The 25,230-nt window shown below is 40.1% G+C and carries 19 protein-coding genes; 15 read left to right on the top strand and 4 right to left on the bottom strand.

Annotation, left to right across the window (positions count from 1 at the left end; all coding sequences use genetic code 11):
• The first annotated feature begins 209 nt into the window (after positions 1-209).
• The 5 genes from SG0102_RS13970 to SG0102_RS13950 all read left to right on the top strand — a co-directional run bounded on the left by SG0102_RS13970 (position 210) and on the right by SG0102_RS13950 (position 6,728).
• Positions 210-788, top strand: coding sequence for a GNAT family N-acetyltransferase (locus SG0102_RS13970; RefSeq protein ID WP_125120506.1), 579 nt, complete (start codon positions 210-212; stop codon positions 786-788).
• A gap of 90 nt (positions 789-878) precedes the next feature.
• A complete protein-coding gene (locus SG0102_RS13965) occupies positions 879-4,931 on the top strand; it encodes a coiled-coil domain-containing protein (RefSeq protein WP_125120505.1) in 4,053 nt (1,350 codons plus the stop codon).
• On the top strand, positions 4,906-5,109 hold the full coding sequence (locus SG0102_RS13960) for a hypothetical protein (RefSeq protein WP_125120504.1): 204 nt from the start codon (positions 4,906-4,908) through the stop codon (positions 5,107-5,109). Before SG0102_RS13965 ends, SG0102_RS13960 begins: the two co-directional genes overlap by 26 nt.
• Positions 5,110-5,147: 38 nt before the next feature.
• Entirely contained in the window at positions 5,148-5,813 is a 666-nt protein-coding gene (locus tag SG0102_RS13955) for an HAD family hydrolase (protein ID WP_125120503.1), read from the top strand.
• A 30-nt stretch (positions 5,814-5,843) separates the two neighbouring features.
• Positions 5,844-6,728 carry a 3-hydroxyacyl-CoA dehydrogenase family protein gene (locus tag SG0102_RS13950; RefSeq protein WP_125120502.1) on the top strand — a complete coding sequence of 295 codons (885 nt, stop codon included), beginning with the start codon at positions 5,844-5,846 and terminating at the stop codon, positions 6,726-6,728.
• A gap of 618 nt (positions 6,729-7,346) precedes the next feature.
• Here the strand turns inward: SG0102_RS13950 and SG0102_RS13945 are convergent.
• The gene (locus tag SG0102_RS13945; RefSeq protein ID WP_157983071.1) at positions 7,347-8,768 is read right to left on the bottom strand and encodes an IS110 family RNA-guided transposase; all 1,422 of its coding nucleotides are present in this window, start codon (positions 8,766-8,768) and stop codon (positions 7,347-7,349) included.
• Between the two features lie 326 nt (positions 8,769-9,094).
• Between SG0102_RS13945 and iscB the strand changes: the two genes are divergently transcribed.
• Positions 9,095-10,450 carry an RNA-guided endonuclease IscB gene (gene iscB / locus SG0102_RS13940; protein WP_125120500.1) on the top strand — a complete coding sequence of 452 codons (1,356 nt, stop codon included), beginning with the start codon at positions 9,095-9,097 and terminating at the stop codon, positions 10,448-10,450.
• A gap of 194 nt (positions 10,451-10,644) precedes the next feature.
• Here the strand turns inward: iscB and SG0102_RS13935 are convergent, their stop codons facing one another.
• The gene (locus tag SG0102_RS13935; RefSeq protein WP_157983070.1) at positions 10,645-11,394 is read right to left on the bottom strand and encodes a class I SAM-dependent methyltransferase; all 750 of its coding nucleotides are present in this window, start codon (positions 11,392-11,394) and stop codon (positions 10,645-10,647) included.
• A gap of 138 nt (positions 11,395-11,532) precedes the next feature.
• Between SG0102_RS13935 and SG0102_RS13930 the strand changes: the two genes are divergently transcribed.
• The 3 genes from SG0102_RS13930 to SG0102_RS13920 all read left to right on the top strand — a co-directional run bounded on the left by SG0102_RS13930 (position 11,533) and on the right by SG0102_RS13920 (position 16,362).
• Positions 11,533-12,324 carry a DUF1295 domain-containing protein gene (locus SG0102_RS13930; RefSeq protein WP_157983069.1) on the top strand — a complete coding sequence of 264 codons (792 nt, stop codon included), beginning with the start codon at positions 11,533-11,535 and terminating at the stop codon, positions 12,322-12,324.
• 111 nt (positions 12,325-12,435) lie between these two features.
• Positions 12,436-14,229, top strand: coding sequence for a flavin reductase (locus tag SG0102_RS13925; RefSeq protein WP_125120497.1), 1,794 nt, complete (start codon positions 12,436-12,438; stop codon positions 14,227-14,229).
• 84 nt (positions 14,230-14,313) lie between these two features.
• Positions 14,314-16,362: a glycoside hydrolase family 3 protein gene (locus tag SG0102_RS13920; RefSeq protein ID WP_125120496.1), complete on the top strand. Its 2,049-nt coding sequence runs from the start codon at positions 14,314-14,316 to the stop codon at positions 16,360-16,362.
• Between the two features lie 116 nt (positions 16,363-16,478).
• Here the strand turns inward: SG0102_RS13920 and SG0102_RS13915 are convergent, their stop codons facing one another.
• Entirely contained in the window at positions 16,479-18,299 is a 1,821-nt protein-coding gene (locus SG0102_RS13915; protein WP_125120495.1) for an IS1634 family transposase, read from the bottom strand.
• Between the two features lie 286 nt (positions 18,300-18,585).
• Between SG0102_RS13915 and SG0102_RS13910 the strand changes: the two genes are divergently transcribed.
• From SG0102_RS13910 to SG0102_RS13885, 6 genes are all read left to right on the top strand, one after another.
• The gene (locus SG0102_RS13910; protein WP_157983068.1) at positions 18,586-19,347 is read left to right on the top strand and encodes a zinc dependent phospholipase C family protein; all 762 of its coding nucleotides are present in this window, start codon (positions 18,586-18,588) and stop codon (positions 19,345-19,347) included.
• A gap of 9 nt (positions 19,348-19,356) precedes the next feature.
• Positions 19,357-19,629 carry a hypothetical protein gene (locus SG0102_RS13905; RefSeq protein WP_125120493.1) on the top strand — a complete coding sequence of 91 codons (273 nt, stop codon included), beginning with the start codon at positions 19,357-19,359 and terminating at the stop codon, positions 19,627-19,629.
• Between the two features lie 11 nt (positions 19,630-19,640).
• A complete protein-coding gene (locus SG0102_RS13900; protein WP_125120492.1) occupies positions 19,641-20,330 on the top strand; it encodes a YARHG domain-containing protein in 690 nt (229 codons plus the stop codon).
• Between the two features lie 77 nt (positions 20,331-20,407).
• The gene (locus SG0102_RS13895) at positions 20,408-22,759 is read left to right on the top strand and encodes a PAS domain-containing hybrid sensor histidine kinase/response regulator (RefSeq protein WP_125120491.1); all 2,352 of its coding nucleotides are present in this window, start codon (positions 20,408-20,410) and stop codon (positions 22,757-22,759) included.
• Positions 22,756-23,115, top strand: coding sequence for a VOC family protein (locus SG0102_RS13890; RefSeq protein ID WP_125120490.1), 360 nt, complete (start codon positions 22,756-22,758; stop codon positions 23,113-23,115). The genes SG0102_RS13895 and SG0102_RS13890 overlap by 4 nt, the downstream gene beginning before the upstream one ends.
• 70 nt (positions 23,116-23,185) lie before the next feature.
• On the top strand, positions 23,186-23,998 hold the full coding sequence (locus SG0102_RS13885) for a tetratricopeptide repeat protein (protein ID WP_125120489.1): 813 nt from the start codon (positions 23,186-23,188) through the stop codon (positions 23,996-23,998).
• A gap of 9 nt (positions 23,999-24,007) precedes the next feature.
• Here the strand turns inward: SG0102_RS13885 and SG0102_RS13880 are convergent, their stop codons facing one another.
• Positions 24,008-25,153: an AI-2E family transporter gene (locus tag SG0102_RS13880; RefSeq protein WP_125120488.1), complete on the bottom strand. Its 1,146-nt coding sequence runs from the start codon at positions 25,151-25,153 to the stop codon at positions 24,008-24,010.
• Positions 25,154-25,230 lie beyond the last annotated feature (77 nt).

The following is a 25,230-nucleotide window of genomic DNA, read 5'->3' as shown; positions in this document are numbered from 1 at the left end:
CCCCAAAAACATAAACCGCAGCTGTAAAAGAAAAAAGTCTTTGAGAACATAACCCCAAAAACTTTTAAAGCTAGCCAAAACCCCAAATTAATATAGAGACTCTATCATTTTGGTTAGCTCATTTTTTTATGGGTGGTGGTAATTTGCCTTGAAAAGTGGTAAAACATAACGAAACGTGGTATCCTTGATAAAACTAGGAGGACGGAAAAATGTCTGTTTTAAAATTACGAGAAGCATGCGCTGATGACGCATCCCGCTTATTAGAAATTTATGCACCTTATATCGAACATACCGCAATTACCTTTGAATATGAGGTTCCTAGTGTCGAAGAATTCAAACAGCGAATCATCAATACCTTAACAATGTATCCTTATATCGTGGCATTACAAAATGATCGCATTGTGGGCTATGCCTATGCGAGCGCTTTTCATGTCCGCAGTGCTTATGCCTATAATGTCGAAATGTCGATTTATGTAGATATCAATGAACGCCATAAACACATTGGCCGCTTCCTTTACGAAGCTTTAGAAGGCTGTCTGCGTAAGCAGGGCTTTCTTAATGTCAATGCCTGTATTGCGGCGCCCCGTGAAAAGGATCCTTACTTAGATGATAACAGCATTCGTTTTCATGAACATTTAGGCTATCAGCTGGTTGGCCGTTTCCATGAGTGCGGTTATAAATTTGGCCGCTGGTATGATATGGTCTGGATGGAAAAAATGTTGGGAGAACATCCGGAACATCCATCTGCCCTGATTCCTTTTAAAGAGCTTAAACATCCTTTTGAATAAGAGAAAAATAGATGGTGAGTAGACAATAAATGTATACCTCACATTATAAACATGATAAAATGATGATAATCAGATTGGAGGTAAAAAGAGATGGCATCAGAACAATTTGAAGAACAAATCCGTGAAAAGATTAAAAAAATCCAGGCTAAGGTGAAGAATATAGAAGAACATAACAAACAGTTAGAAGAATATAATCAGAAACTGAAGTCTTATGAGGATTATCTTGAATCTGAGATTAATAAATTAAAAGAACGAAACGACTTTCTGAAGAAAGAAAATGAAGAATTACGTACGCATCCCGCCGATGATGAAGAGAAAGATCGTTTACAGTATAACAATATTAAATTAGAAAAAGAAAAAGAAGAATTAAAGTATGATCTTCTAAAATACAAAGGTGAAAGCACGAAAGCAAATGATGCTTTAACGGCTTTAAAACAGGACTATGAAAACTTACAAGGGCAGTATGATTCCAAGGCTGATGAAGCTAAAGACCATGCTGAACACTTAGCACGTTTATCAGATCAGTACGATGCTTTAGTGAAAACCCATGATGAATTGTCTTTAAATAACAAAGCGTTAGAAAAGAAGATTGCGGCGTTAGAAGATGAAAAGTCGCAAGCATTAGCAGCGCATGCCAAATTACAAAATGATTTTAATGATACCAATGATCGTTTAACACAGTTAACATCAGCGCATCAGGAATTAAATGAAAAGTATGAACAAGGCACGCATGAGCTCGCTGAATTAAAGAAACAAGTGACGTCTTTATCAGGTGAAAAAGACGCTTTATCAGAAGCGTTTAAAAAGAAAGAAACGGAATTAACCGCAATCTCTGCGATGGCTAAATCTTTACGTGAAAAGAGCCAAAGCATGCAGAGTGACCTGGAAGAAGAAAAGAAAGGCCATGAAGCGACAACACAGGCTTTAGCTGATTTTAAACAAAAGTATGAAACAGCTTCTGATCAGTTAGCAAGCAATCAGGAAGAATATGACCGATTGGATAGTCAGTATCAGTCCTTAGAAGCGCAGTATAAAGATATTACTACAAAGGCAGAAAGCTATGAAAAACAGGTCGCTGATTTAACCGATGATAAAGACAGCTTAACATCCTCTTTATCAGAAATTAAAGGTCAGTTAACGACTGCTTTAGGCAATGTGGCATCCTTAACGAAAGAAAAGGCTTCATTACAGGATGATCTCACTGTTAAAGCAGGGGACTTAGATGAATTAACGAGTAAGTATGATTCCTTAAAGGAAGACTTCAATACTGCTTATGAAAAAGCGCAAAACTATGAAGCTCAGGTTAATGAATTACAAGAAAATAAGACTTCATTACAGTCATCATTAGATGAAGTGAAGAGTCAGTTAACCAATGCCTTAAGTAATGTGGCATCTTTAACGAAAGAAAAGGCTTCATTACAGGATGATCTCACTGTTAAAGCAGGGGACTTAGATGAATTAACGAGTAAGTATGATTCCTTAAAGGATGATTTCAATACAGCTTATGAAAAAGCGCAAAACTATGAAGCTCAGGTTAATGAATTACAAGAAAATAAGACTTCATTACAGTCATCATTAGATGAAGTGAAGAGTCAGTTAACCAATGCCTTAAGTAATGTGGCATCCTTAACGAAAGAAAAGGCTTCATTACAGGATGATCTCACTGTTAAAGCAGGGGACTTAGATGAATTAACGAGTAAGTATGATTCCCTAAAGGAAGACTTTAATACGGTAACTGAAAAAGCCCAAGACTTTGAAAATCAGACCAATGATTTACAGTCATCGTTAGAGGAAGTCAAAGGTCAGTTAACCACGGCTTTAGGCAATGTGGCATCCTTAACGAAAGAAAAGGCTTCATTACAGGATGATCTCACTGTTAAAGCAGGGGACTTAGATGAGTTAACGAGCAAGTATGATTCCTTAAAGGATGATTTCAATACTGCTTATGAAAAAGCTCAGAGTTTTGAAAATCAGACCAATGATTTACAGTCATCATTAGAGGAAGTCAAAGGTCAGTTAACCACTGCTTTAGGCAACGTCGCTTCTTTAACGAAAGAAAAAGCATCATTACAGGATGATTTGACTGTTAAAGCAGGGGACTTAGATGAGTTAACGAGCAAGTATGATTCCTTAAAAGATGATTTCAATACCGCTTATGAAAAAGCGCAGAATTATGAAAAGCAGGTTAATGAATTACAGGAAAATAAGACTTCATTACAGTCATCATTAGATGAAGTGAAGAATCAGTTAACCAATGCCTTAAGTAATGTGGCTTCCTTATCACAGGAAAAGACAACATTGAATGATGATTTAACAGCTAAAAGTGAAGCTTTTGATGAATTAACAGCTAAGTATGATTCATTAAAAGAAGACTTTAATACGGCTTATGAAAAAGCGCAAAACTATGAAAAGCAGGTTAATGAATTACAGGAAAATAAGACTTCATTACAGTCATCATTAGATGAAGTGAAGAATCAGTTAACCAATGCCTTAAGTAATGTGGCATCCTTATCACAGGAAAAGGCAACATTGAATGATGATTTAACAGCTAAAAGTGAAGCTTTTGATGAATTAACAAGCAAGTATTCTTCGTTAGAAGAAGACTTTAATACGGCTTATGAAAAGGCGCAGACATTTGAAGCGAAAGTGACATCTTTAGAACATTTACAAAGTGATTATGACAGCTTAAAAGAAAAAGCTGAAGGGTTAGAAAAAGATGTGGCAGCGTTAAATGAAGAAAAGGTGACTGCGGCGAATAAAGCTACAACTTTACGCGCTAATGCTTTAAATTTAGCGAAAGAATTAGAAGAATTAAAGAAAACCCATGCCTCTTTAAGTGAAAGTCATGATCAGGTAATGGCCCAGAATCAGTCATTAACGGAATCCAATGATGAACTGACGACGAACTATCAGAAAGCCCAGGAAGACTTAAAATATCTGAAATCACAGATTACTTATTTCGAATCTAAACTGAAAGATCAGGAAAACAGCTATACAGCTTTAGAATTAGAGGTTGAAGATCTGAAGACTGATAAGATGGAATTAGCTAATCAGGTGGAAGAAGCAAGCCGGGAAAAAAAAGCGTTAAATAAATCAGTTACCGAAACTAACAGTCAGGTAGATGCTTTAAATAGTGAATTAACAGGTTTAAAGAATGCCAATGATAAGTTAGAAGAAGGCGTCAAAGAATTACGCTTAGATAACTCACGTTTAGAAGAGGAAAATGATACGCTGAAAAATGAAAAGCAGCAGTATTTATCTGATTTAGAAGCACTGCGTAAAGAAGTGTCTGAGTTAAAGAAAGCGCAGGCAGCAGTGGTTGAAGAAAAGAGTGCTTTAGCCTCTGCAATGGCGACGTTAACAGATGAAAAAGAAGCGAGTGAAGCGAAAGCCACAACTTTATCAAATCAGGTTTCTGCGTTAGAAGCGGATCAGGCAAAAATGGCAAAAGAACGTGATGACTTAAGCGCTTCGCAAAAGGATTTAAAAGATCAGTTAGAAAATATTACGGGTCAGCTTAATTCTTTGGAAAACTCTTATACGTCAACTAAGCAGGCTTTAGATGATTTAAGTAAGAATCATGAAGCTTTAACAACTGATCATCAGAAACTGACAGAAGAACATCAGGCTTTAGGCAAAGAAAAAGAAGCCTTAACGTCCCAGTTAACAAAACTAAAAGATACCAATCAGAAGTCTCAGCGAATGAATCTGGAATTAATGAAAGCCCAGAATGATCTGAAGACGAACTGGAACAGCTTAAATGAAAAGTACAATGATTTAAAAGCGTCTATTCCAACGATGCAGGATGAAAATGAACATCTGAAAATGCAGAAGACGGACTTAGAAAATGAATTAAAACAGACCAAAGAAAACGTTAATAAGCTGAAAGAAATTAATGAAGGCTATAAAGCAGCGATCTTAAAGATTCATAAAGGCTTAGACTATGTCGTTGATAAGAATGATGAATATGTGGATGTAGTCAATGATGTTCAGGCAAAGTATAAAGAACTGCATGATGAATACAATAAACTGTATTCTAAGTATTCAGACTTTATGGATGAACAGCTTGATGAAGTCTCACAAAATACATTTGGAAAGATGAATAAAGAGGTATTACATGAAGAAAGCAAGTCAGATGAGTAACTTTGAAGTGCTTGATTACTTCGATTTAATTGATGATGAAACAGAAGAAGATTTAGAAGATTTTGAATACTTAGAATTTGAAGCGGAAGATGGCCGTCTTCAGACTTTGACAATCGATGATTTACGTCAGGCGATTGATGAAGGCAAAGTATTAACCGATTTAATGATTGTTGATTAAGCACCCCCAAAAAGGGTGCTTTTTATAAGGAGGACTATATGAAAAAGGTTTGGCTATTTGATATGGATGGACTATTAGTTGATACGGAAAGATTACATGTGCGTTTCTGGAAAGAAGTCTTACCAGGGGATCCTAAGCTGATTGATGAACTCCTGCATCATACCTTAGGAACCAATGGCGAAATGGCGAAGGATGTTGCTGAGCGTTATACAGGTGATCGTAACTTTATGGTCCGTCATAATGCGGAAAAAGAAAAACGAATGCGCGCCTATGTGGATGCGCATGGCTTAATGCCGAAAAAAGGCGCTGTCCATTTACTCACTTATCTTAAGAATCACCAGGATACATGTATTGTGGTATCTTCCTCATCTTATCAGGATGTACGTTATGCCTTAAAGAAAGCCGGATTAGATGAATTCTTCACCTGCTATGTATGTGGAGATCAGGTGGAAAAGACCAAACCTGATCCAGAAATTTATCTCAAAGCGTTAGCCGATTATCAAATCAAAAAAGAAGAAGCGGTAGTTCTAGAAGATTCCATTAATGGCATCAAAGCAGCCAGAGCCGCTGATATTGATGTGATCGGTATTCCTGACTTAGTAGCTATTGATCATTTAGCAGGTGATCACGTTGCCATTTACGCCTCATTAGAAGACGTGTTTTCACAGCTATCCCACGATTCATTTCACTTGTTTGAAAAATAGGAGTAAAATAGAGCTAAAGAAGGTGATCGTATGAATATTAAACGAATTGGTATTGCCGGAGCCGGAACTATGGGCTATTCAATGGCTGATATCTTTGCTCAGTATGGTTTTGATGTCACTCTTTGGAATCATCGTCAGCCGACTTTAGACAAAGCCAAGACCCATATTAGTGAAGGAGTACGAGAAAAGATTGCATACACGACAAATCTTAATGATTTATCAAATGTTGATCTGATTGTCGAGAATGTGACAGAAGATGAGGAGATTAAAAATGCTTTTTATGAGTCCTTATCACAAATTGTCGACGATCATACCATTATTGCGACCAATACATCTGGTTTATCCATTAATGGTTTAGCAGCGCATGTTAAACATCCAAACCGTTTCCTAGGGATGCACTGGTTTAATCCGCCGACATTGATTTTACTGATTGAAATCATTAAAAATGATGCCACGAGCGATGACGTTGCTCAGGCTGTTTATGACGTTGCTTTAAAGATTGATAAGAAGCCGGTTTTAGTTAATAAAGATGTCTTAGGCTTTGCAGCGAATCGTATTCAGTTAGCGGTTATTCGGGAAGCTTTGTCGTTGGTAGAAGCAGGAGTTGTCTCTAAAGAAGGCATTGATGATGTTATTAAATATGGTTTAGGCTTCCGCTGGGCTTGTATCGGTCCATTAGAAACAATGGATTTTGGCGGCTTGGATACGTTCTACCATATTGCGGATTATCTGATGCCTGATTTGGAAGATAGTCATCGGGTCCCTAAATCACTCAAAGATCACTATTTAAAAGGTGAGTATGGCGTCAAAACCAAACAGGGTTTCTATGATTATCATGATGGTAAAGATGAGCAAGCCACAAAGCAGCGCGATGAAAAGCTGCAAAAGGTTTATCAGGCTTTATATAAAAAGTAACAGTCAACTACCCGCGACTAAAGTCGCAGGCTTGTCTCGCGCAAGTCTAAGACTGGCGTCGGTACATATGTACTAGCTGATTAGCCTAATGTGTTTCGGGCACTACGTTATCCGCAAAAATACAGGCACCTGGGGATTCTTCCCACGTCCCTCGCTCTGCGGGCATGCATTAAACATCTCTGACGGGCAGGAGAAGTGTGCATGTCATACACAACTGCGGATAACCTTGGCGATGGGAACTACCCTGAAAGGGAGAAACTGCATATATACTGCCTCTGGCAAGCGTATGCAGGCGTGCGTAAGCGCACACTTATTCATCAATCTTAGCTCAGCTGATTAAGTTTATATATTCAAACGTTATTATTTTACAGGAAAGACATACTATTAAATGTCAATAGAAAATATGAAAGGAGTTGATTTTGTTAATTGTATAAATTAATTGAATCTTTGTTTACTCTGATTCTAAAGCCAAGTGAGTTTGTCTTGGATTAGAGGTGAGTACTACAAATATGTAGTATTAAAAATTGCAAAAAGAAAACGTCTTAGTGTGTATAAATGTGAAAGTTGTCACAAGTTATTGAAACATATGTGTTTTATATCAAAAATCTACATACAGTATCACTCTTCTGAGTCATTTCCAGTAAAGGTAAAATCATGTACTACACCATTCTCATCAGAATATTTGTAAATACATCTTCTTGTCTTTTCTGGAATGTCAGTAGTAATACTTTGGAAGAACGTGGCTCGGGTATCTTCCGGAAGCTTCATGAGATCCTCATAAAGCAGTACGAAATCACTATCATGCTTAAGAATAGCGTAAATATAACGTGCCATCTTATTGGCAACAGCTACTATTGCAAGCTTATGGCGCTTCTTATTGCCATTTTTAACCCTTGCAAAAAGGTTGGCAAGGTATGGATTATGCCGTCTGGCATACTCTGATGCCAGGTATATAGCGTGTCTGAGGATAGGCGATCCCATTTTGGAAATCTTCCCATGGGTATCAACTGATGAACCTGATTTCTTATTTCTTGGCGTTAATCCACAGTATGATGCAAAGTTTTCCGCTTTCTTGGAAAGAGCTATGTCATATACCTCACCAAGAATCATAGCTGCGGATTCTTCACCAACACCGATTAATGTCTGAAGACGCTTAAATGCAGGCTGTTCTGAAGCAAGATTAACCATCATTTTCTTGTAGTTTCTCCTTGTCTGAAGCAGATTTCTGATACTGCTGACCATTTCAACGGTGATCAGTTCAGCTTCCTGAGGAACATTAAGAGTAACAATGGTATTTTCACAAAGATCGAACAAATCGTCTATTTTAGCTTCCTTACAGCGATGCTTAGAGGCCTCGTAAGCCACATTAAAGACTTCATTTTTAGAAGATTTAATGATATGATGTGCAGTAGGATATGCCTCTAAGATTGCAAGCGCAGTCGCAGAACGTATTGAGAAAACAGCGGTAAGCTCCGGGAAGAACTTTTCACACTGTGCACTCAGTCGATTGTATTCAGCATTTAGCTGTTTATTCAGCTGCTGATAGCGATGCGTCAGAAGTTTTAGATTCGCATGTCCTTTTTTGTTGTTTTCTTCGTTGTAATTAGGAGCTTTTTCAACATAACGTGCATCATCATCAGTTGCGCACATCTGTGCAATAGTCTTAGCGTCAAGTGGATCGGATTTGGCATATCCGTGTGCATCGCGCCACCTGTCAACGAATTTAGTATCCAGAAACTTAACTGCTTCACTTTCCTGGAGATGATCGCGTATATACATATAGACATTGTCAGAGTACACGCCTGTTACTTCCATTGCGAAAAGAACGCTCAGGCAGTCTTCATCTTTGTAATGTCTAACGGTATCGAGGAACTCATCGACACCTGGCTTGGTGAATTTAAACTTTATCGCCTTTCGAACAAATTTGGATTTAACATTTCTATCTCTGTTACGTTTATAAATGGCAGCGTCTGCTTTGCCTTTAGAAACGTCTAAACCGAGAAATAAATCATATTGTTTTGAAAAGATATTGTTTTTCACGATAAGTACCTCATTTCATAAATTGATAGTAATTTGTTTTGAACTGCACCTCTAAGCCAAGACAAACGCGACCTCGAAAATAAGAAGACAATGCAAACAAAGCTTCAACAAACTCATTAGGGTATAAAGAACTGTTTTGGCTGAGGAATAAGTCTTTCTGAAGCGGACATCCCATAGGGGCCGCAGGAGGAAAGAATACAACCTTAGGTTCAAAACAGAATCTATTATCCTGGATTTGAAGTGTATATTCAAATCTAAAGAATCATCAATTACTAGCGATGATTCATTAATCAAATTACAAACATATTATACGAGGAGGAATTTCCATGAGCGTATGCGTTGTAGCGCCGGATAAAAAGCCGCTGATGCCGACAAGCGAGTACCGTGCAAGAAAGCTGCTGAAAAGCGGTAAGGCTGTTATCTTTAAGTATAAGCCGTTCACGATCATGCTTACAAGAATCGTAAGCGAGAATATGCAGCCGATCGAGTACTGCTGCGATACGGGATACAAACATATTGGTGTATCCATCAAATCAGAAAAACACGAGTATTTTGACTGCCAATTTGACATGCTTCAGGATGAGAAGAAGCGGCACGATGACCGTCGGAAAATGCGCCGCGCAAGAAGAAACAGGCTTCGCTACAGAAAGCCCCGTTTTGATAATCGGACAGCTTCCAAAAAGGAAGGATGGCTGGCGCCGTCGCTGAGAAACATCCGTGATCAGCATATCCGTATTTTTGAGCGGTTCCTTGAGGTCATGCCGATAGTCTCAGCCACGTTTGAAATGGGCTCGTTTGACGTCCACGCCATGCATGAGTTTGAGGCAACAGGCACCGTGCTTAAAGGCGATGATTATCAGAAGGGGCCGCGATACGGCATGAACACGCTGAGAAAAGCCGTTTTCTATCGTGACAATTACACATGCCAGGTGTGCGGGGAAACCGCGGATGAAGGCGCTATTCTGAGAGTGCATCATATCGGCTTCGAAACAGGCGATCATACGAACCGCATGAGCAATCTGCTGACCGTCTGCACAAAATGCCATACTTCGGCAAACCACAAGCCGGGCGGAAAGCTGTACGACCTGAAGCCTAGGACGAAGCCGTTTAACGGCGCAGCCTTCATGAACGCTGTCAGATGGCAGATGTTCAGAACGCTGAAAAGCACCCACCCTGATTTAGAATGGCACATGACATATGGCGCTGCTACGCAGGAGGCAAGAAGAGTCCTACACCTTGAAAAGTCGCATGCCAATGACGCCTACGCCATGGGAGAATTCCATCCAAGACGCAGGACGCCTTTTATGCATTTTCAGAAGCTGAGACGGAATAACCGCATCCTTGAAAAATTCTTTGATGCAAAATACGTTGATGCACGAGACGGCAAGACAAAGAAAGGTGCAGAGCTGTCATGCGGACGCACAGACAGAAGCGAGTCAAGACACTCCGAGAAGAACCTTCGCGTATTCAGAGAGCGGAAAGTTTCGAAAGGCAGACGCGTGATCAGAAGAAGCCACTATACACTGCGTCCTGGCGATACTGTTGTTATTGGCGGAGAGAAGCATAGGGCAAAGGGCGTTCATAACAAAGGCACATATGTTGTGACAGACGCCAAGAAGTCAGTGCCTGTTAAGAAAGTAGAGAAGATTATTCATGCAGGTGGGTATATGCCTGTTAAATAGAGAAGGAGGATGGCACAATTCCTCCCGCGAATGAATTCGCAGGTATCCTTGTGCCTATATATCAATGACCAAGTATACGCGGGATGAGGCCTCTGGCCTGCCCGCTTTTGTTTTCTAAATAAAAAGGAAACTGTCAGAAGCAGTTTCCTTACCTTGCAATGGATCATAACGTAATCAGTTATACAATGAAGAGGCTATTTCTTACCGTAGAGCATGCCAATGTGACGATACACAAAAGGTGTTCTTACATACTTTGGTACATAATCTTCATCTTCTAAATGAGCGATATACTCAACCTGACGATAACCCTGTTTCTTTAAGTCAGCGATTAAAGCCTCAATATTGTAATGTTTAGGATTATCAAAGTCATCGACAAAGCAGAAGGTGCCGCCTTTCTTTAAAACACGTAAAGCTGCTGTAATGCCTTGCGTGTTCACTTTGGCTTTAGAAAAAGCGAGGCATGATGTGACTGCATCGAAACTTTTGTCTTTAAAACCTAACGCAGAAAGTGAACCCTCGACAAAGGTTGTACGTTTTTTGACTTTTTCTGCTTTCGCATTGATTTCACAGTTGAGCTTAGTGTCATGATCAACGCCGGTGATCATGGCATGTTTATACGTTTTCGATAAAGTAATTGTATAAGCGCCTAAATGACAGCCGGCATCTAAAACAGTCCCTTTGCCATTAAAGTTTAAACGTTTCATCATATCTTTCTGCAATGGTTTTAAGATATGGCCTTTACGATAATCAAAAGCACGATTCACAAAGTGGAAATATAACGTAATGAGTAAGGCGATCAGGAATAACACGGTTGTGATAATACGAATGATATTATTGCCAACCGTGAATTCATTGATATACTGAACGACTAAAAAAGCAAAGGTTATTGCAAATAAAGTATTGATAAATTTTTTTGAAATAAATTGTCCGTAATTTGTATCCATAAGAACCTCCTCTTCTATTCTATCATAAAATACATGAATTGCCATTTCACATTCATAAGGAAACGTGTTGAAAATCATAAATCACTAAACATTAAGGAATAGTTGTTCTATAATGAAGCTATGAAGGAGGACATATCTATGGCAGTATTTCCGATCTGCATCCTGTCAGTGCTGATTGTGGCACTGGCAACGAGTGCTGTTGGTTTCTATAAATATGCGTATTTTACATCGATTGGCTATGGTTTGGCTATTTGTGGGGCAGGTTTAACCATTGCCTGTTTATTTTCCGGGATGATCAGTTTTCCGACATTTATGTGTGCATTCTTATTAATGCTTTATGGCTTGCGTTCAACCGCTTTCCTGATTTATCGGGAATTCAAATCCCAGGCTTATCGGAATCGTATCACTAAGGCGAGTGCCATGCCGATCTATGCAAAGATTATTGTTTGGCTAGTTTTATCCATTGCCTATACGTTTATGGTTTTACCAGTGCTCTATCGCGCTTATAACGGCGGTGAGTATGGCATTTTTACGATTATTGGCATGTTTGTCATGATTGCCGGTTTAATCGTTGAAACCGTCGCGGAAGTCGAACGAACTTTAGCCAAAAAAGCCAATGCGGATGGCTATGTGCATACCGGGCTGTATCAGTATATGCAGTGCCCTAATTATTTCGGCACGATCTTATTCTGGTTTGGCACCCTCATCTCTGGTATTGGCGGAGTCTTTGGCGTTGGTCAGTGGCTTTTCTGTATCCTTGGTTTCCTGTTTGTTTTGTATCTGACTTTAGCGCGGACAAAACGGATGGAAATCAGACGTGCAGAAGTCTATTCAGATCAGGAAGGGTATCAGGAATATGCGCGTACCACACCGCTCTTTATTCCTTTTGTCCCGCTCTATTCTTTAAAAACATTCAAATGGATTGCTTAGTTCCAGGGGTACCTGGAATTTTTTTGTGAAAAAAAGAGAAAATGGTGTTGATGTAAGCGGTTGGTTTTACTATGATTATAGATAGGATTATGATCAAAAGGAGATTATCTTATGAAAAAAATTACCGATTCAATTGTTTATGCCGGTGTCAATGATCATCAGGTTGATCTGTTTGAAGGACATTATCATGTTCCTCATGGCATGGCTTATAATTCTTATGTCATCCTCGATGATAAGATCGCTGTTATGGATAGCGTTGATATAAACTTTACGCATGAGTGGTTAGATCATGTAGCGGAAGCTTTGGATGGCCGTCAGCCTGATTATTTAGTTGTTCAGCATATGGAACCAGACCATTCCGCCAATATCGCCAACTTCCTGAAAGTTTATCCCGATACAACGGTTGTTGGCAATATGAAAACCTTTAATATGCTGGAAGCTTTCTTTGGCGAAAACTTCACAGACAAGCGTTTAGTTGTCAATAATATGGATACTTTATCATTAGGCAAACATGAATTAACCTTCGTCTTTGCGCCAATGGTCCATTGGCCAGAAGTTATGGTTACATATGATGCATATGATAAAGTGTTATTCTCCGCTGATGCCTTTGGGAAATTCGGCGCTTTAGATGTCGATGAACCATGGGATGAAGAAGCACGTCGTTACTATATCGGCATTGTCGGTAAGTATGGGATGCAGGCGCAGGCTTTACTCAAGAAAGCTGCTACTTTAGATATCCAGAAAATCTGCGCGTTACATGGCCCTATTCTTGAAGCACCATTAGATCATTATCTGGATCTCTATAATAAATGGTCTACTTATGATGTCTGCCAGGAAGGTATTTTAATTGCTTATACGAGTGTTTATGGGCATACCAAAGCAGCGGTTGAAGAACTTGTCAAACTGTTAAATGAACGCAAAACGCCAAGTGTGAAAGTCATGGACTTAGCCCGCTGTGATATGGCTGAAGCTATTTCTCAGGCATTTAATTATGGCAAGGTTGTTTTAGCAACGACAACGTATAATACGGATTGTTTCCCCTATATGCGTGAATTCCTGGATGGCTTAGTAGAACGTAACTTCCAGAACCGTACTGTCGCTTTTATTGAAAATGGTTCCTGGGCGCCAATGGCTGCCAAGGTCATGAAAGGTAAATTAGAAAAATGTAAGAAACTGGATTACTGTGAAAACACCGTCACCATTAAGTCTGCTTTAAACGAAACATCAAGAAAGCAGTTAGTCGCTTTAGCGGACGAATTGACAACGGAATATGTCGGCACTTCCAGTGATGCTCCTAATAAAAATGATATGACCGCTTTATTTAAATTAGGTTATGGCTTATATGTAGTGACGACCAATGACGGCACCAGAGATAATGGCTGCATCGTTAATACGGTTTCTCAGGTTGCCGAAAATCCTAGCCGCTTAGCGGTTTGTGTAAATAAGAAGAACTATACGGATCATATCATCGAAAAGACAGGTAAACTTAATGTCAACTGCTTAAGCGTGGATGCGCCATTTAGCGTCTTCGAACGCTATGGTTTCCAGAGTGGCCGCAGTGTTGATAAATTTGCCGGTATTAACGTTAAACGTTCCGATAACGGCTTAGTCATCTTACCGCAGTATATCAATGCGGTGATGTCTTTAAAGGTTGAACAGACCGTTGATTTAGGCACGCATCATATGTATATCTGTACGATTAGTGAAGCGCGTGTGCTTTCTAATCATGAGACAATGACATATAGCTTCTATCAGGCAAATGTTAAACCAAAACCACAGACGGAAGGCAAAAAAGGCTGGGTATGTACAGTCTGCGGCTATGTTTATGAAGGTGAAGAACTGCCAGATGACTTTATTTGTCCATTATGTAAACATGGTGCCAGCGACTTTGTGCGCATTGAATAATTGTGAGCAGGATTTGCATCCTGCTCTTTATTTGTTGTCAAAAAGGCTTAAACATAATAGAATAACCTTAAGAAGGTGAAAAAAATGAGAATAAAGAAAATGGGTATGTTTCTTGTCTCACTGATGATGTTAGCGTCTAACGTGACCGTTGTGTCCGCCGCGTCCTCAGTTGATACGATCATATCTAAAATGACGCTTAAACAGAAACTGGCGCAGATGATGGTCGTTGACTTCAGAACGTGGAATAATAAGAACTTTACAGAAATGAATACTGATGTCAGCAGTCTCTTATCACAATATGATTTTGGCGGGGTCATTCTCTTTGGTGAGAATATCCAGGGGAAAGAACAAACCCTTAAGTTGACGAAGGATCTGCAGGCGGCTGCGTTAAAAAGCACCAATAAAATTCCACTGATCATTGGTACCGATCAGGAAGGCGGGATTGTCAATCGGTTAAAGATCGGCTGTGCGATGCCCGGCAATATGGCCACCGCTGCCACAAACGATCCGCAAAAGGCCACTGCAGCTGGCAAAGTGATGGGCGAAGAATTAAAAGCCTTAGGGATTAATACCGATTTTGCGCCGGTGGTCGATATAAACAATAATGCGAATAATCCGGTGATCGGCTTACGCAGCTTCTCTGATGATGCCAAGACGGTCGCAAAATATGGTACGGCAATGATTAAAGGGATCGATAGCACTGGCGTGATCGCGAGTGTGAAACATTTCCCAGGTCATGGCGATACTGCCACGGATTCCCATAGCGGCTTGCCAATTGTGACGAATAAAGGTTTACAAAGTCTTATGCAAAGCGAACTACTGCCTTATCAGGAAGCTATTAAAAATGGCGTGGATATGGTGATGACGGGACATATTTGTTACCCGAGTATTGATCCGTATAAAATCATTACCAAAAAAGGAACTTATATAAATACGCCGGCCTCTTTATCGAAAACGATGGTCAATGTCGTCTTACGTCAGCGTTTAGGCTATCAGGGCGTAGTGGCGACCGATGCGCTTAATATGTCCGCAATCAGTGAGAACTTAAGTGAACTCAATGCGGCGACGAAGGCTATTAATGCCGGTAATGATTTACTGGTGATGCCAATGGAAGTGCATACGACGAAAGATATGAGTAAATTTGCGACTTTACTCAATGAACTCGAAAGTGAAGTCAATCGTAAACTGATTGATGTTGCCACGATTGATGCTTCGGTGAAACGTATTTTAACGCTGAAGGAAAAGAAAAAGATTCTTAATTATGCAGCGAGTCAGTATCCAGCCTCAGCTTTAAAACAGGTGGGATCTGATGCGCATCACAATATTGAAGCAGAGATCACCAATAAAGCTGTCACATGTCTTAAAAATGAAGGCAATGTTTTACCAATTAAACTAAGTAAGAATGATCACGTGTTATTCTTAACCCCTTATGATAATGAGATTCCAGCTATTAAACTAGGGATGCGCCGCTTAACGGCTAATAAGGTGATTGCTTTAGAGAGTCACTATGAGGTGATGCGCTATAGCGCGCAGACGTCGGAAAGCGAACTTTCCCAAAAGATTGCGAAAGCCTCGATTGTCATTTGTAATTCCGAGATTGTCACGAATACCCAAATGAATGCCTCTAACTATGCGACGCGCGTACCTGCTTTAGCGATGAAAATTGCGGCGGCCGCCAAAAAGAAGGGAATTATCATGAGTATTGCAAAACCTTATGATGTTGCTTCATATAAAGAAGCGCAGGGCATGATCGCCGTTTATGGCAATGCCGGGATGGATCCAACCGAAGCCCTCAAACCAGAAAAGGCGTATGGTCCTAATATTGTGGCCGGGGTGGAATGCCTCTTTGGCGCGCATACGATCCAGGGCGTCTTACCGGTCAATGTTCCAGCTTTTAATCAGACAACATCACGTTTTAGCGATACGATTGTTTATAAACGCGGTTATGGTTTAAAAATCAAAGCGCTGGTTAAGGAGCAGCCTTTACAGGAAGAAAGTAAACAGGTGACGCCGGCTCAGGCGCATCTGATTCAGATTGCGGAAGGCAAACAAAACAAAATTCTCTTCGCGTTAGTGGCGATCACTGCCGTGGTTGGTCTGTTAGTTGTCTTATTGATTGTCAAACTTGTTTAAAAAAGCTTCTGCGGAAGCTTTTTTCAGTTCTTTGTCTTGATCTCATATTTTACAGCTGATAAGCTAATAAAGGCAAAATACATTGAATACATCAATATATTTTGCCTTTTCTTTATTCAAATCAGTTTCGTACTTTTTTTAGAATTTACTACCCTTTGAAATTTTTTTAAATATTTTTGAGTAATTATTTTTCGTGAGGGCTGAAATCCAAAAACTTCAGCTAGGTCATCCACGATTTCTGTCCTTTTAAAGGATGGAATATAGTTTGTTCCATTTATATAGGTTAGGTTAAGATCGCGAAGTGTATCAAATAATTCTGCACACGTATATTTTTCATTCATATACTTTTTTTCAAGCAAACGATAAACCAGCAGGGCAATGAAGCATATTAACAGGTGACCGTTGATTGAATGTTCTTTTGATACATACATAGGTCTTGTTTTTAGTTCGCTTTTCATTATTTCAAAGTTTTCTTCAATCTCCCAGCGCTGTTTGTTTGCGCTAATAATTAATGAGAGATCACTGTCTTCAAGATCGGTAGTTACAGCATAAAAGCCATCGTATTTTTCTTCTTCTGCAATCTTATTTTCATCAATTGTATAAATTGCATCACTAGCTACTTCACCGTTCTTCGTGAAAGATGTTTTAGAAATATAATAGCGTGGGTCGCGTTGGTTGGTTTTTGTAAGTTTTCCTGGGTTATCAAGAAGCTTTCTCGCTCTTTCTAGTTTCTTATCTCTAATATGTTTTTGGTAATTGGCAAATTTTCTTGAATAAGTAACTATATAGTTTTCTTCAAGAGTGTATTTACCGCCTGATGATTCGGATTTTTTGGTTCTTTTTTCCCATTTGTTTTTGAAGAAAACAAGATCTTTTATCTTCTTCTTTACGCCTTCAATTTCTATAGTTTCTCTATCAGCCAGATCATTAAGATTAAAAGTTCCAGGATATCCCTCAAGCTTCCATCCTTCTGGTGATATTGCCCATTCCTTCATTACTTTTGACATTTTCTTGATTGGCTGGGTGACAATATAGGCACCATTTTTCTTCATGTCATTATATACCTTATTTTCCCAGCCGTTGAGTCCGGCATCAGCACAGACAACAAACTTTGAAACTGCAAAGTCTCTTTCAACTATAGCCTCTAACTCTCTCATGGATTTTTGCTCATTCATATTGCCCTGGAAGACATAATCAGCTAAAGGGAGAGCATCTGCATCCATAAATAGACCATACTGCACAATAGGATTTGGTCTGTTTTCCTTGCTTTTTCCGTATTTTCTGTAGTCATCCTCTTCTTCAATCTCAAAATAGAAATTTGTGCAGTCATAGTAGAGAACCGCTGTGTTCTTTTTGAAAAGCTGTGAGCTGTTTTTATAAAGCATTTTTTCAATGAAATACCTTTGCTCAGAAAGAACTTTGAGGGAACGGTAAACATCTGCCAGCTTATAATCGGACAAGTCGAGAAATTTATTAGTTGATTTGTACGTAGACAGCTTTGATGAAGGATAAATAACCCTAGCGGATACAAGATCGTTAATAATGCTCGCTAAATTGTATTGAAAATTGTACTGGTCTGATATCTCCTTGCAGATATCCTTAATGCCCAATGAGCATAATATGTTTCTTATGTACATGTATCCGATGTTAAAGAGATTTTCCTTGTCCTTTTCTATTAAATCAGCCTGACTGAGGATTAGTTTGACGTCTGCCTTGTCCTCACTGTCTTTTTGTCTTAGTCCATCAACATAGAGCTGAAGCTGCCTCATTACTTCATCCCGGGAATCGGTATGATACTTTTCCATAAGAGTCCTGATATTGCCCAGCTTTTCAGCTACGAAGGTAGATTTCTTTTTAGTGTTAGGATCATAGAAGTCATCGATAACATAGAATGATTCAGAGTTTTTAGATTTGGTTGATTTTAAACGTTTAGCCATATGTAACCTCTCCCAAACCATTATAACATACATTATGGAACATTACGAGATTAAAAATGGAAAAAGTTGACAAAAAAACGCTTTTTTAAAGCGTATAATTTAAAATATGAGGTTGTCCAACTGTAAAATACCCGCGTTAGTGGCGATCACTGCCGTGGTTGGTCTGTTAGTTGTCTTATTGATTGTCAAACTTGTTTAAAAAAGCTTCTGCGGAAGCTTTTTTCAGTTCTTTGTCTTGATTATTACAGCTTGAGAATTATAATGAAAAAATGAAAGGAAAATGTCTATGCCAGCAAGTTTTACCCATCAGTGTTTTGGCGATGATGTCATGCATATATCACCATACAAGCAGTTTATTCAGCAGCATCAGGAGATGTTTTATTTAGGTCTCCAGGGACCAGATCTCTTGTTTTATTATCATCCTACTAAGAAGAACCTGATTAATGGTCGCGGCGGGATGCTTCATGAAGCAAAGGCTAAGCCCTTTTTTGCTGATGCGATTACGCATATGCAAGATGAGGAGAGTCTGGTGTATCTGCTGGGATTTGCTTGTCATTACAGCTTGGATCATGCCTGTCATCCCCTTATTAATCAGCTTGTCAAAGAGAAGCATTTTGGACATTTTGCAATAGAACGTGAACTCGATATGCATTTTATGGAAGTCTATCCGACGCGGCGAAAAACAGTTGCCCAGACTTTCCCTGACGATGCCGCAACATGTCAGCGCATCGGCCGGATCTTAGGTGTGGAAGCGGCGATTATTCATACGTGTATTCGCACTTTTCGTAAACTCAATCGCCTGCTTTACGGGCATAGCCTCTTATTGAGAAAAATGCTATCAAGTTTGATTCGTGCCTTGCATATCGGCAGTTTCTCAGAAATGTTCATTATGAAAAAGCCTGATCCTGTTATGGCCGAGGATATCACTTTGCTGGCAAAGCGTTATCAGCAGGCTGTCAACGATGGCGCAAAAGCGATTGAGGAAATAATTCAGGCCTATCAGCAAGGGACGCCTTTAAGCGACTATTTTAATCATAATTATGAGTAGGTGAAAAAAATGATCTATTGTGCAATAGCGATTGGCCTCATGGCCTGGGGGTATGGAACCCTGAAGTTCAATGAAGGCAAAAGAAAGGAGCAGGAACGGCTGATTCGCCGTTTTGGCATGCTCGCTTTTATCGGACTGATTGTGACATCAGTCGCAATGTTAGCTTTGGTTTTCGGCATCCAAACGAAGACGGTGCCATTTTCAGCACTGGTGATTGAATTTGTGGTTGTGACGATTGGGACCGCTATTTATATCAAACCAGGCTATATGAAGGATGTGTAGGAGGGATCACCATGAAATACTGTCCAGAATGCGGGGCAGCACTGAAAGATAAAGCAATTTACTGCACGAACTGCGGGGCCAAATTAGATCCCCAGAAAGTGGTCCGGAAAGCTCCGGAAAAAACGGTTGTCCAAACCAAACCAAAACCCAAACAGACGTTTACTTTTAATGATGAAGAGACAACGGTGATACGGCCGATGAGTGCGCCAAAGCGTCAGGAAGAAAAAGTCAGTGAGCCTTTGCCGATTGAGGAAAAGCACCATTCTTTATTCGGCTTTATTATTGTGGCGCTCTTTATTTCTTTCATCGTTGCTGGCGGCAGTGCTTTTCTCATTCCTTATATTACAACGTCACATCATGCGGCGGTCGAAAAACAAAAGCAGGAAACTGAGGCGAAAGCGCTCGATGATTATATTCTGGCGACGAGTTCATCGGTGGAATTGACCACTGATGACTTAGCGGGGTTATCACAAAAACAGCTGCACTATGCGAAAAATGAAATCTATGCGCGTAATGGCTATATTTTCTCGAATAGTGATTTATCTTCTTATTTTAAAAAGAAGGACTGGTATAATCAGCGCATCAAACAGAGTGATGCAACAACCAATCAGGAGACGGTTTATAATCGCATGAGCAAGATTGAAAAATCGAATATCGCTTTTATTATCAAATACGGCAAAAGCAAAGGATGGAAAGTTTAAATTCTTCTATCCTTTTTTCGTTTATTTGTTTTTGTCTTCACAAGAACATGGTAGAATAAAGAAAAGAGGTGGGAGACATGGAAGAACATATGACATATGACGAGCGTATTGCGGCGATTTATCTGTTTGATTTTCAAGCGGATACTTATACCCTGATTGCTTCTAATGAACCGCACTTTTCATTTTCTTATCATGAATATGGCTCCTTATCAGCCTTTTACAAACAGGAATTTCATCTTTTGGAGGAAAGCTTAGCAGATGTCGAAGCGCTTCTTGCCAAGCAGTCTTTTTACGCCCTTACTAGTCATGGGGAGTTCTGGAAACAGGCTCTTTTGCGTCGTATTCCCGAGAGTCCCCGCGCTCTTGTCTATTTTCTTAATGAAAATGCTTTTACCGGCGAGGAGTTCATCTCCCCTAAGCAGCGCTTTGATTTTTATTTCAAGGCGCTCTATCGGCAGGCTTTTGCCGGCAGTGAATATGATTTGACAAAGGATAGTCTAAAACATTTTGACTTTCACGATGAAAGCTATGCCTCTTACTTTCAGCCGCTGCCACAGACCTATCCGGCATCTGGCATTCAGTATCTCCGTTCCTTTGTGGAAACGCATGTGCATTTCGATCAGGAGGGGCTCATTTCTTATTTCTCGCCAGACTATGTTTATTCGCTCTATCATCGTGGAAAATATTCCTCAGTTTATAACTTTGTGATTCATGTGGATGATAAACCGACCCTTTATGTCGAAATCTCGAGTGTCTTCTCGCTCAATCAGGAAGGCCATATGATCGTTTTAAGTGTCTTTAAAGATGTCACCAAACGTTATGAAAAAGAAGAAGAACGGATTCGTTATCTGCACTTATTAAAGACGCTCTCACAGGATTATGAAAGTGTATTGCTATGTGAAAAGGACCGCAAAGCAGAAATTTACCGTTTGAATTCGGCGTTAGAAGGGCATCTCGTCAATGGGGAAGATATCAGTCAGGTGTTTCATACCTATGCTTCCTTGGAAATTTGTCAGGAAGATCGCGAAGCTTTTTTAGCCTATACGGATGTTGACCATATCCTTGATCACTGCGCTTTAGGGGAAAGCTATCGCTTCCGTTATCGCGTACATGCCCAGGATAGCCTGGAATACCATGAGGTCAATATTATCAAAATTGGTGATGAGCATGATCCGCTGATCGTCTTTGGCTTTACGAATGTTGATGCCGATCAGCGCCGTAAAATCGAAACGCAGGACTTACTCAAAGAAGCCCTCAATCAGGCGGAGAATGCCAATGTGGCGAAAGGAACTTTTCTTTCCAATATGTCGCATGATATGCGGACCCCGATGAATGCGATTGTGGGATTCTGTGAGATCGCCCAAAGTAATCTCGATGATGAAGGTGTCTTGAAGTATTCGCTATCTCGTATTATGGATGCCTCAAAATCTCTGCTTTCTATTATTGATAATGCCCTCAATGTTTCGCGAATTGAAAGCGGCCGTGTCCATCTCCATCAGAAAAGTGCGCATTTATCAGTTTTATTACAGACGCTGAAACGGGAACTGAGACCGTATTTAACGAAAAAGAAACAGGTTCTTCAGGTCAAAGAACACTATTTCCATGATGTTTTGTACATGGATCAAAATAAATGTAAACAAGTGCTTTGGAATATTCTGATGAATGCCATTCAGTATACGCCAGAAGGCGGTCACATCTTCTTTGGCATCGATGAATTAACGGGCACAAAATATCAGTATGCGCGTTTTCTCTTTACGATTGAGGATGATGGTATTGGGATGAGTGAAGAATATCTCAAAAACATTTACGATCCTTTCTCGCGTGAAGAAAATACCACGAATAGCGGTGTCGCAGGCACTGGTTTAGGCATGACGATTGCGAAAAATCTGATTGATATGGCTGGCGGCCATATCTCCATCACCTCACATAGCCATGTGGGCACGAAGGTGATTGTAGAACTGGAACTGAAAGTCATGAATGACAAACCGTTAGCGGTGAGCGTGCCGGAAAAACAGCAACCCATCAAGAGCCTCAAAAGGCGCCATATCCTGATTGTTGAAGATAATGCGCTCAATGCGGAGATTACGAAAACGATTCTCGAAAGCTTAGATGCGAAGGCTAGCGTTGTCGGTAATGGACAGTTAGCCGTTGAAGCCCTCATGCAGCAGCCTTTCGATGGTGTTTTAATGGATATTATGATGCCGGTTATGGATGGCCTGCAGGCGACGAAAGCGATTCGCAGTTTCAGTGATGTCCCGATTATTGCGATGAGTGCGAATGCCTTTGAAGAAGATAAAAGGCGGGCTTTTGAAGCTGGCGTGAATGACTACGTCACCAAACCATTCAAAACTGAGTACCTTTTAAAGGTATTAGGCCGTTGGCTTGGTGAATCAAATTATGATAAAATAGAGCCAGAGGTGAGAGAATGAAATTTGCATATAATCATTTTAATTTTAACGTTTTAGATTTACAGCGTTCTTTAAAGTTTTATAAAGAAGCTTTAGATCTTGATATTGTCGGTGATATTAAAGACAATGATGAATTCACAATCGTTTATTTAGGTGACCATCAGACGAACTTTCGTTTAGAGCTTACATATCTGAAAGATCGTCATGAAGCTTATGATCTTGGGGAACAGGAATACCACTTAGCCCTGAAGACCGATGATTTTGAAGCGGCTCATAAAAAACACCAGGAAATGGGCATCATTGAATTTGAAAATCCTAAAATGGGGATTTACTTTATCGTTGATCCCGATGGTTACTGGATTGAAATTATTCCTTAAGAGCGGTTTGTCCGCTCTTTTCAAATTCTCTTTTCCATGGTAACATTTTTCCTGAGGTGGGTTTATGTTCTTGTATTTTAAAGATTTACGCATCCATTTTATCGTTTCCTCACTGCTTGGCGGCGTGGTCGTCGGATGCGTCGCTTACATTATTATGCGCCTGTTATTTGTCCCCGTTGCGGCATGTGTATTAATTGCCTTATCCTATATGCTTTTATGGACGATCTTTCGCCGGACGATGGTCGAAAGACGAGGTAGCGAACGCTTTATGGCAGCGACGCGCTTACGCATGGATGAATGTCGTTTGCAGGACTATTTGCATTTTTATGAAATCCTGCTTTCACAAAATAAAGAGAAACGACGTCAGCGGCGGATTCTCTTAAATATGTCTACCGGCTATTTAGAAATCGGGGAAGATGCCCAGGCCAAAGCGATCTTAGATGAATTGACTGCCTATTTCGCCATGCATACAGCTAATACCAATAAGATTGTCTACTTCGATAATATGGTCACTTACTATTTACATATGCGCGATCTGGAAGCTGCGAAAAAAGTCATGGTGATGTATAAACAAACTTTGAATGATCCGGCCCTTTCGCGTCAGATCAAAGCTTTTCATAATCCCTTATATGAAGATAAGGAAGCATGGATCAAACTGTTAGAAGGAAAGGCTGATGAGGTGTTAGATTTTTATTTAGACCTTCTTGAAGCCTCCCCTCATCAGCTCACAAAGGTGCATGCCCATGATATGTTAGCGATTATTTACCGTCAGCTTAATCGTCCGGATTTGGCTTTAGCCTCAAAAGTCTATCTGATCAAATATGGCGGGGATCTGGCCTGCGCGAAGCGGGCACGCTTAGAAATGAATAATGCCGGTACTTAAAAACACCTCTTAGTGAGGTGTTTTCGCATTTAAAGAAGCGCGTTTCTCCATCCGCTGGAGGAAGACATCTTCATAAATATAATTGATAATAGCGGCGCAAGGGATCGCTAACATGATGCCCCAGACACCAAACATTCGCCCGCCGACAATGATGAAAACTAATACCCAGATGGCCGGTACGCCTAAGGAATCGCCAAAGAGTTTTGGCTTGATGAAGTAGCCATCCAAAGTCTGCAAGGCGATGGTAAAGAGGATAAACCATAAGGCATACCAAGGGTTGATCAAAACTAAGATGAAGGCGCCAATGACACAGCCGACAATCGGGCCAAAGGTAGGGGCCAGGTTCGTGACACCGACCACGACAGAAATCAACACGCTATATGGCCAGCCGACAATTAAGAAGAAAATAAAGTTCAAAACGCCGACAATCAGACCATCGAGTAAATCGAAAATAATATAGCGAATAAGGATGCGATTACAGCGACGCCAGAAGCTGGTCGCTTTATGATAGACATGAATATCCATGATGCCTTTGAAGATCTTACGTAAGTTGTTCTGGATTCGTCGGGCATCTAATAAAAAGTATAAGGCAAGGATGCAGGAGATCACCCCGTTAAAGATTCCTGTGCCGATGTTAAAAGATGTCGAAATAATATTACCGGTATGACCAGTGATCATTTTGGTGAGACTATTTAACGCATTATTGCCGGCATTGGCGATCGATGAGACATTAATATTAGAATTGCCTAAGCTTTGGGATGCCTGGGTGATGAGATCCTGGAGACCGGTCGCATAGGTTTTAAAGTTAGTGATCAGATTCATGACACTATCGGCGATCTGGGGGATCAGGGCTACTAATAAAATAATGAAGAAAATGATCAGGACGATTGTCGAGGCAATCACCGCATAGAGACGCCGATGAGAGTATTTTTTGACTTTGTAAAAGACATGCTCCTCAAAGGTTTCCACTAACGGATTGATGACATAAGCGATAATAATACCGTAAATCACCGGGGAAAGATAAGAAAAAAACGCCCCAATACCACTGTTTATGTGATTGAGATTGGTAAAAAACAAATAGAGCAAAACCGCGCTGCAGGTCGCAATCGTATAAGGCACCCAGCGCTGTTTCAGCCATTCTTTGCGAATTTTCATAAGAAGCCTCCTCGTATTTGAATAGGCACATTATAACATCTTTTACAAAGCGATTCATCATTTCCTTACAAAACCGA

It is taken from the genome of Intestinibaculum porci (genome assembly GCF_003925875.1).
GTDB classification, from domain to species: domain Bacteria; phylum Bacillota_I; class Bacilli_A; order Erysipelotrichales; family Coprobacillaceae; genus Intestinibaculum; species Intestinibaculum porci.
The sequence above is the reverse complement of the archived record's forward strand: the minus strand, read 5'-3'. Positions and strand labels throughout refer to the sequence as shown.

What these genes read in the sequence shown, in the direction of transcription:
- SG0102_RS13950 (WP_125120502.1), top strand. Translation starts at nt 5,844, where the DNA reads ATGAATATTAAACGAATTGGTATTGCCGGAGCCGGAACTATGGGCTAT.
- SG0102_RS13930 (WP_157983069.1), top strand. Translation starts at nt 11,533, where the DNA reads ATGGCAGTATTTCCGATCTGCATCCTGTCAGTGCTGATTGTGGCACTG.
- SG0102_RS13905 (WP_125120493.1), top strand. Translation starts at nt 19,357, where the DNA reads ATGATCTATTGTGCAATAGCGATTGGCCTCATGGCCTGGGGGTATGGA.
- SG0102_RS13915 (WP_125120495.1), bottom strand. Translation starts at nt 18,299, where the DNA reads ATGGCTAAACGTTTAAAATCAACCAAATCTAAAAACTCTGAATCATTC.
- SG0102_RS13920 (WP_125120496.1), top strand. Translation starts at nt 14,314, where the DNA reads ATGAGAATAAAGAAAATGGGTATGTTTCTTGTCTCACTGATGATGTTA.
- SG0102_RS13910 (WP_157983068.1), top strand. Translation starts at nt 18,586, where the DNA reads ATGCCAGCAAGTTTTACCCATCAGTGTTTTGGCGATGATGTCATGCAT.
- SG0102_RS13890 (WP_125120490.1), top strand. Translation starts at nt 22,756, where the DNA reads ATGAAATTTGCATATAATCATTTTAATTTTAACGTTTTAGATTTACAG.
- SG0102_RS13935 (WP_157983070.1), bottom strand. Translation starts at nt 11,394, where the DNA reads ATGGATACAAATTACGGACAATTTATTTCAAAAAAATTTATCAATACT.
- iscB (WP_125120500.1), top strand. Translation starts at nt 9,095, where the DNA reads ATGAGCGTATGCGTTGTAGCGCCGGATAAAAAGCCGCTGATGCCGACA.
- SG0102_RS13955 (WP_125120503.1), top strand. Translation starts at nt 5,148, where the DNA reads ATGAAAAAGGTTTGGCTATTTGATATGGATGGACTATTAGTTGATACG.
- SG0102_RS13960 (WP_125120504.1), top strand. Translation starts at nt 4,906, where the DNA reads ATGAAGAAAGCAAGTCAGATGAGTAACTTTGAAGTGCTTGATTACTTC.
- SG0102_RS13925 (WP_125120497.1), top strand. Translation starts at nt 12,436, where the DNA reads ATGAAAAAAATTACCGATTCAATTGTTTATGCCGGTGTCAATGATCAT.
- SG0102_RS13880 (WP_125120488.1), bottom strand. Translation starts at nt 25,153, where the DNA reads ATGAAAATTCGCAAAGAATGGCTGAAACAGCGCTGGGTGCCTTATACG.
- SG0102_RS13895 (WP_125120491.1), top strand. Translation starts at nt 20,408, where the DNA reads ATGGAAGAACATATGACATATGACGAGCGTATTGCGGCGATTTATCTG.
- SG0102_RS13970 (WP_125120506.1), top strand. Translation starts at nt 210, where the DNA reads ATGTCTGTTTTAAAATTACGAGAAGCATGCGCTGATGACGCATCCCGC.
- SG0102_RS13900 (WP_125120492.1), top strand. Translation starts at nt 19,641, where the DNA reads ATGAAATACTGTCCAGAATGCGGGGCAGCACTGAAAGATAAAGCAATT.
- SG0102_RS13965 (WP_125120505.1), top strand. Translation starts at nt 879, where the DNA reads ATGGCATCAGAACAATTTGAAGAACAAATCCGTGAAAAGATTAAAAAA.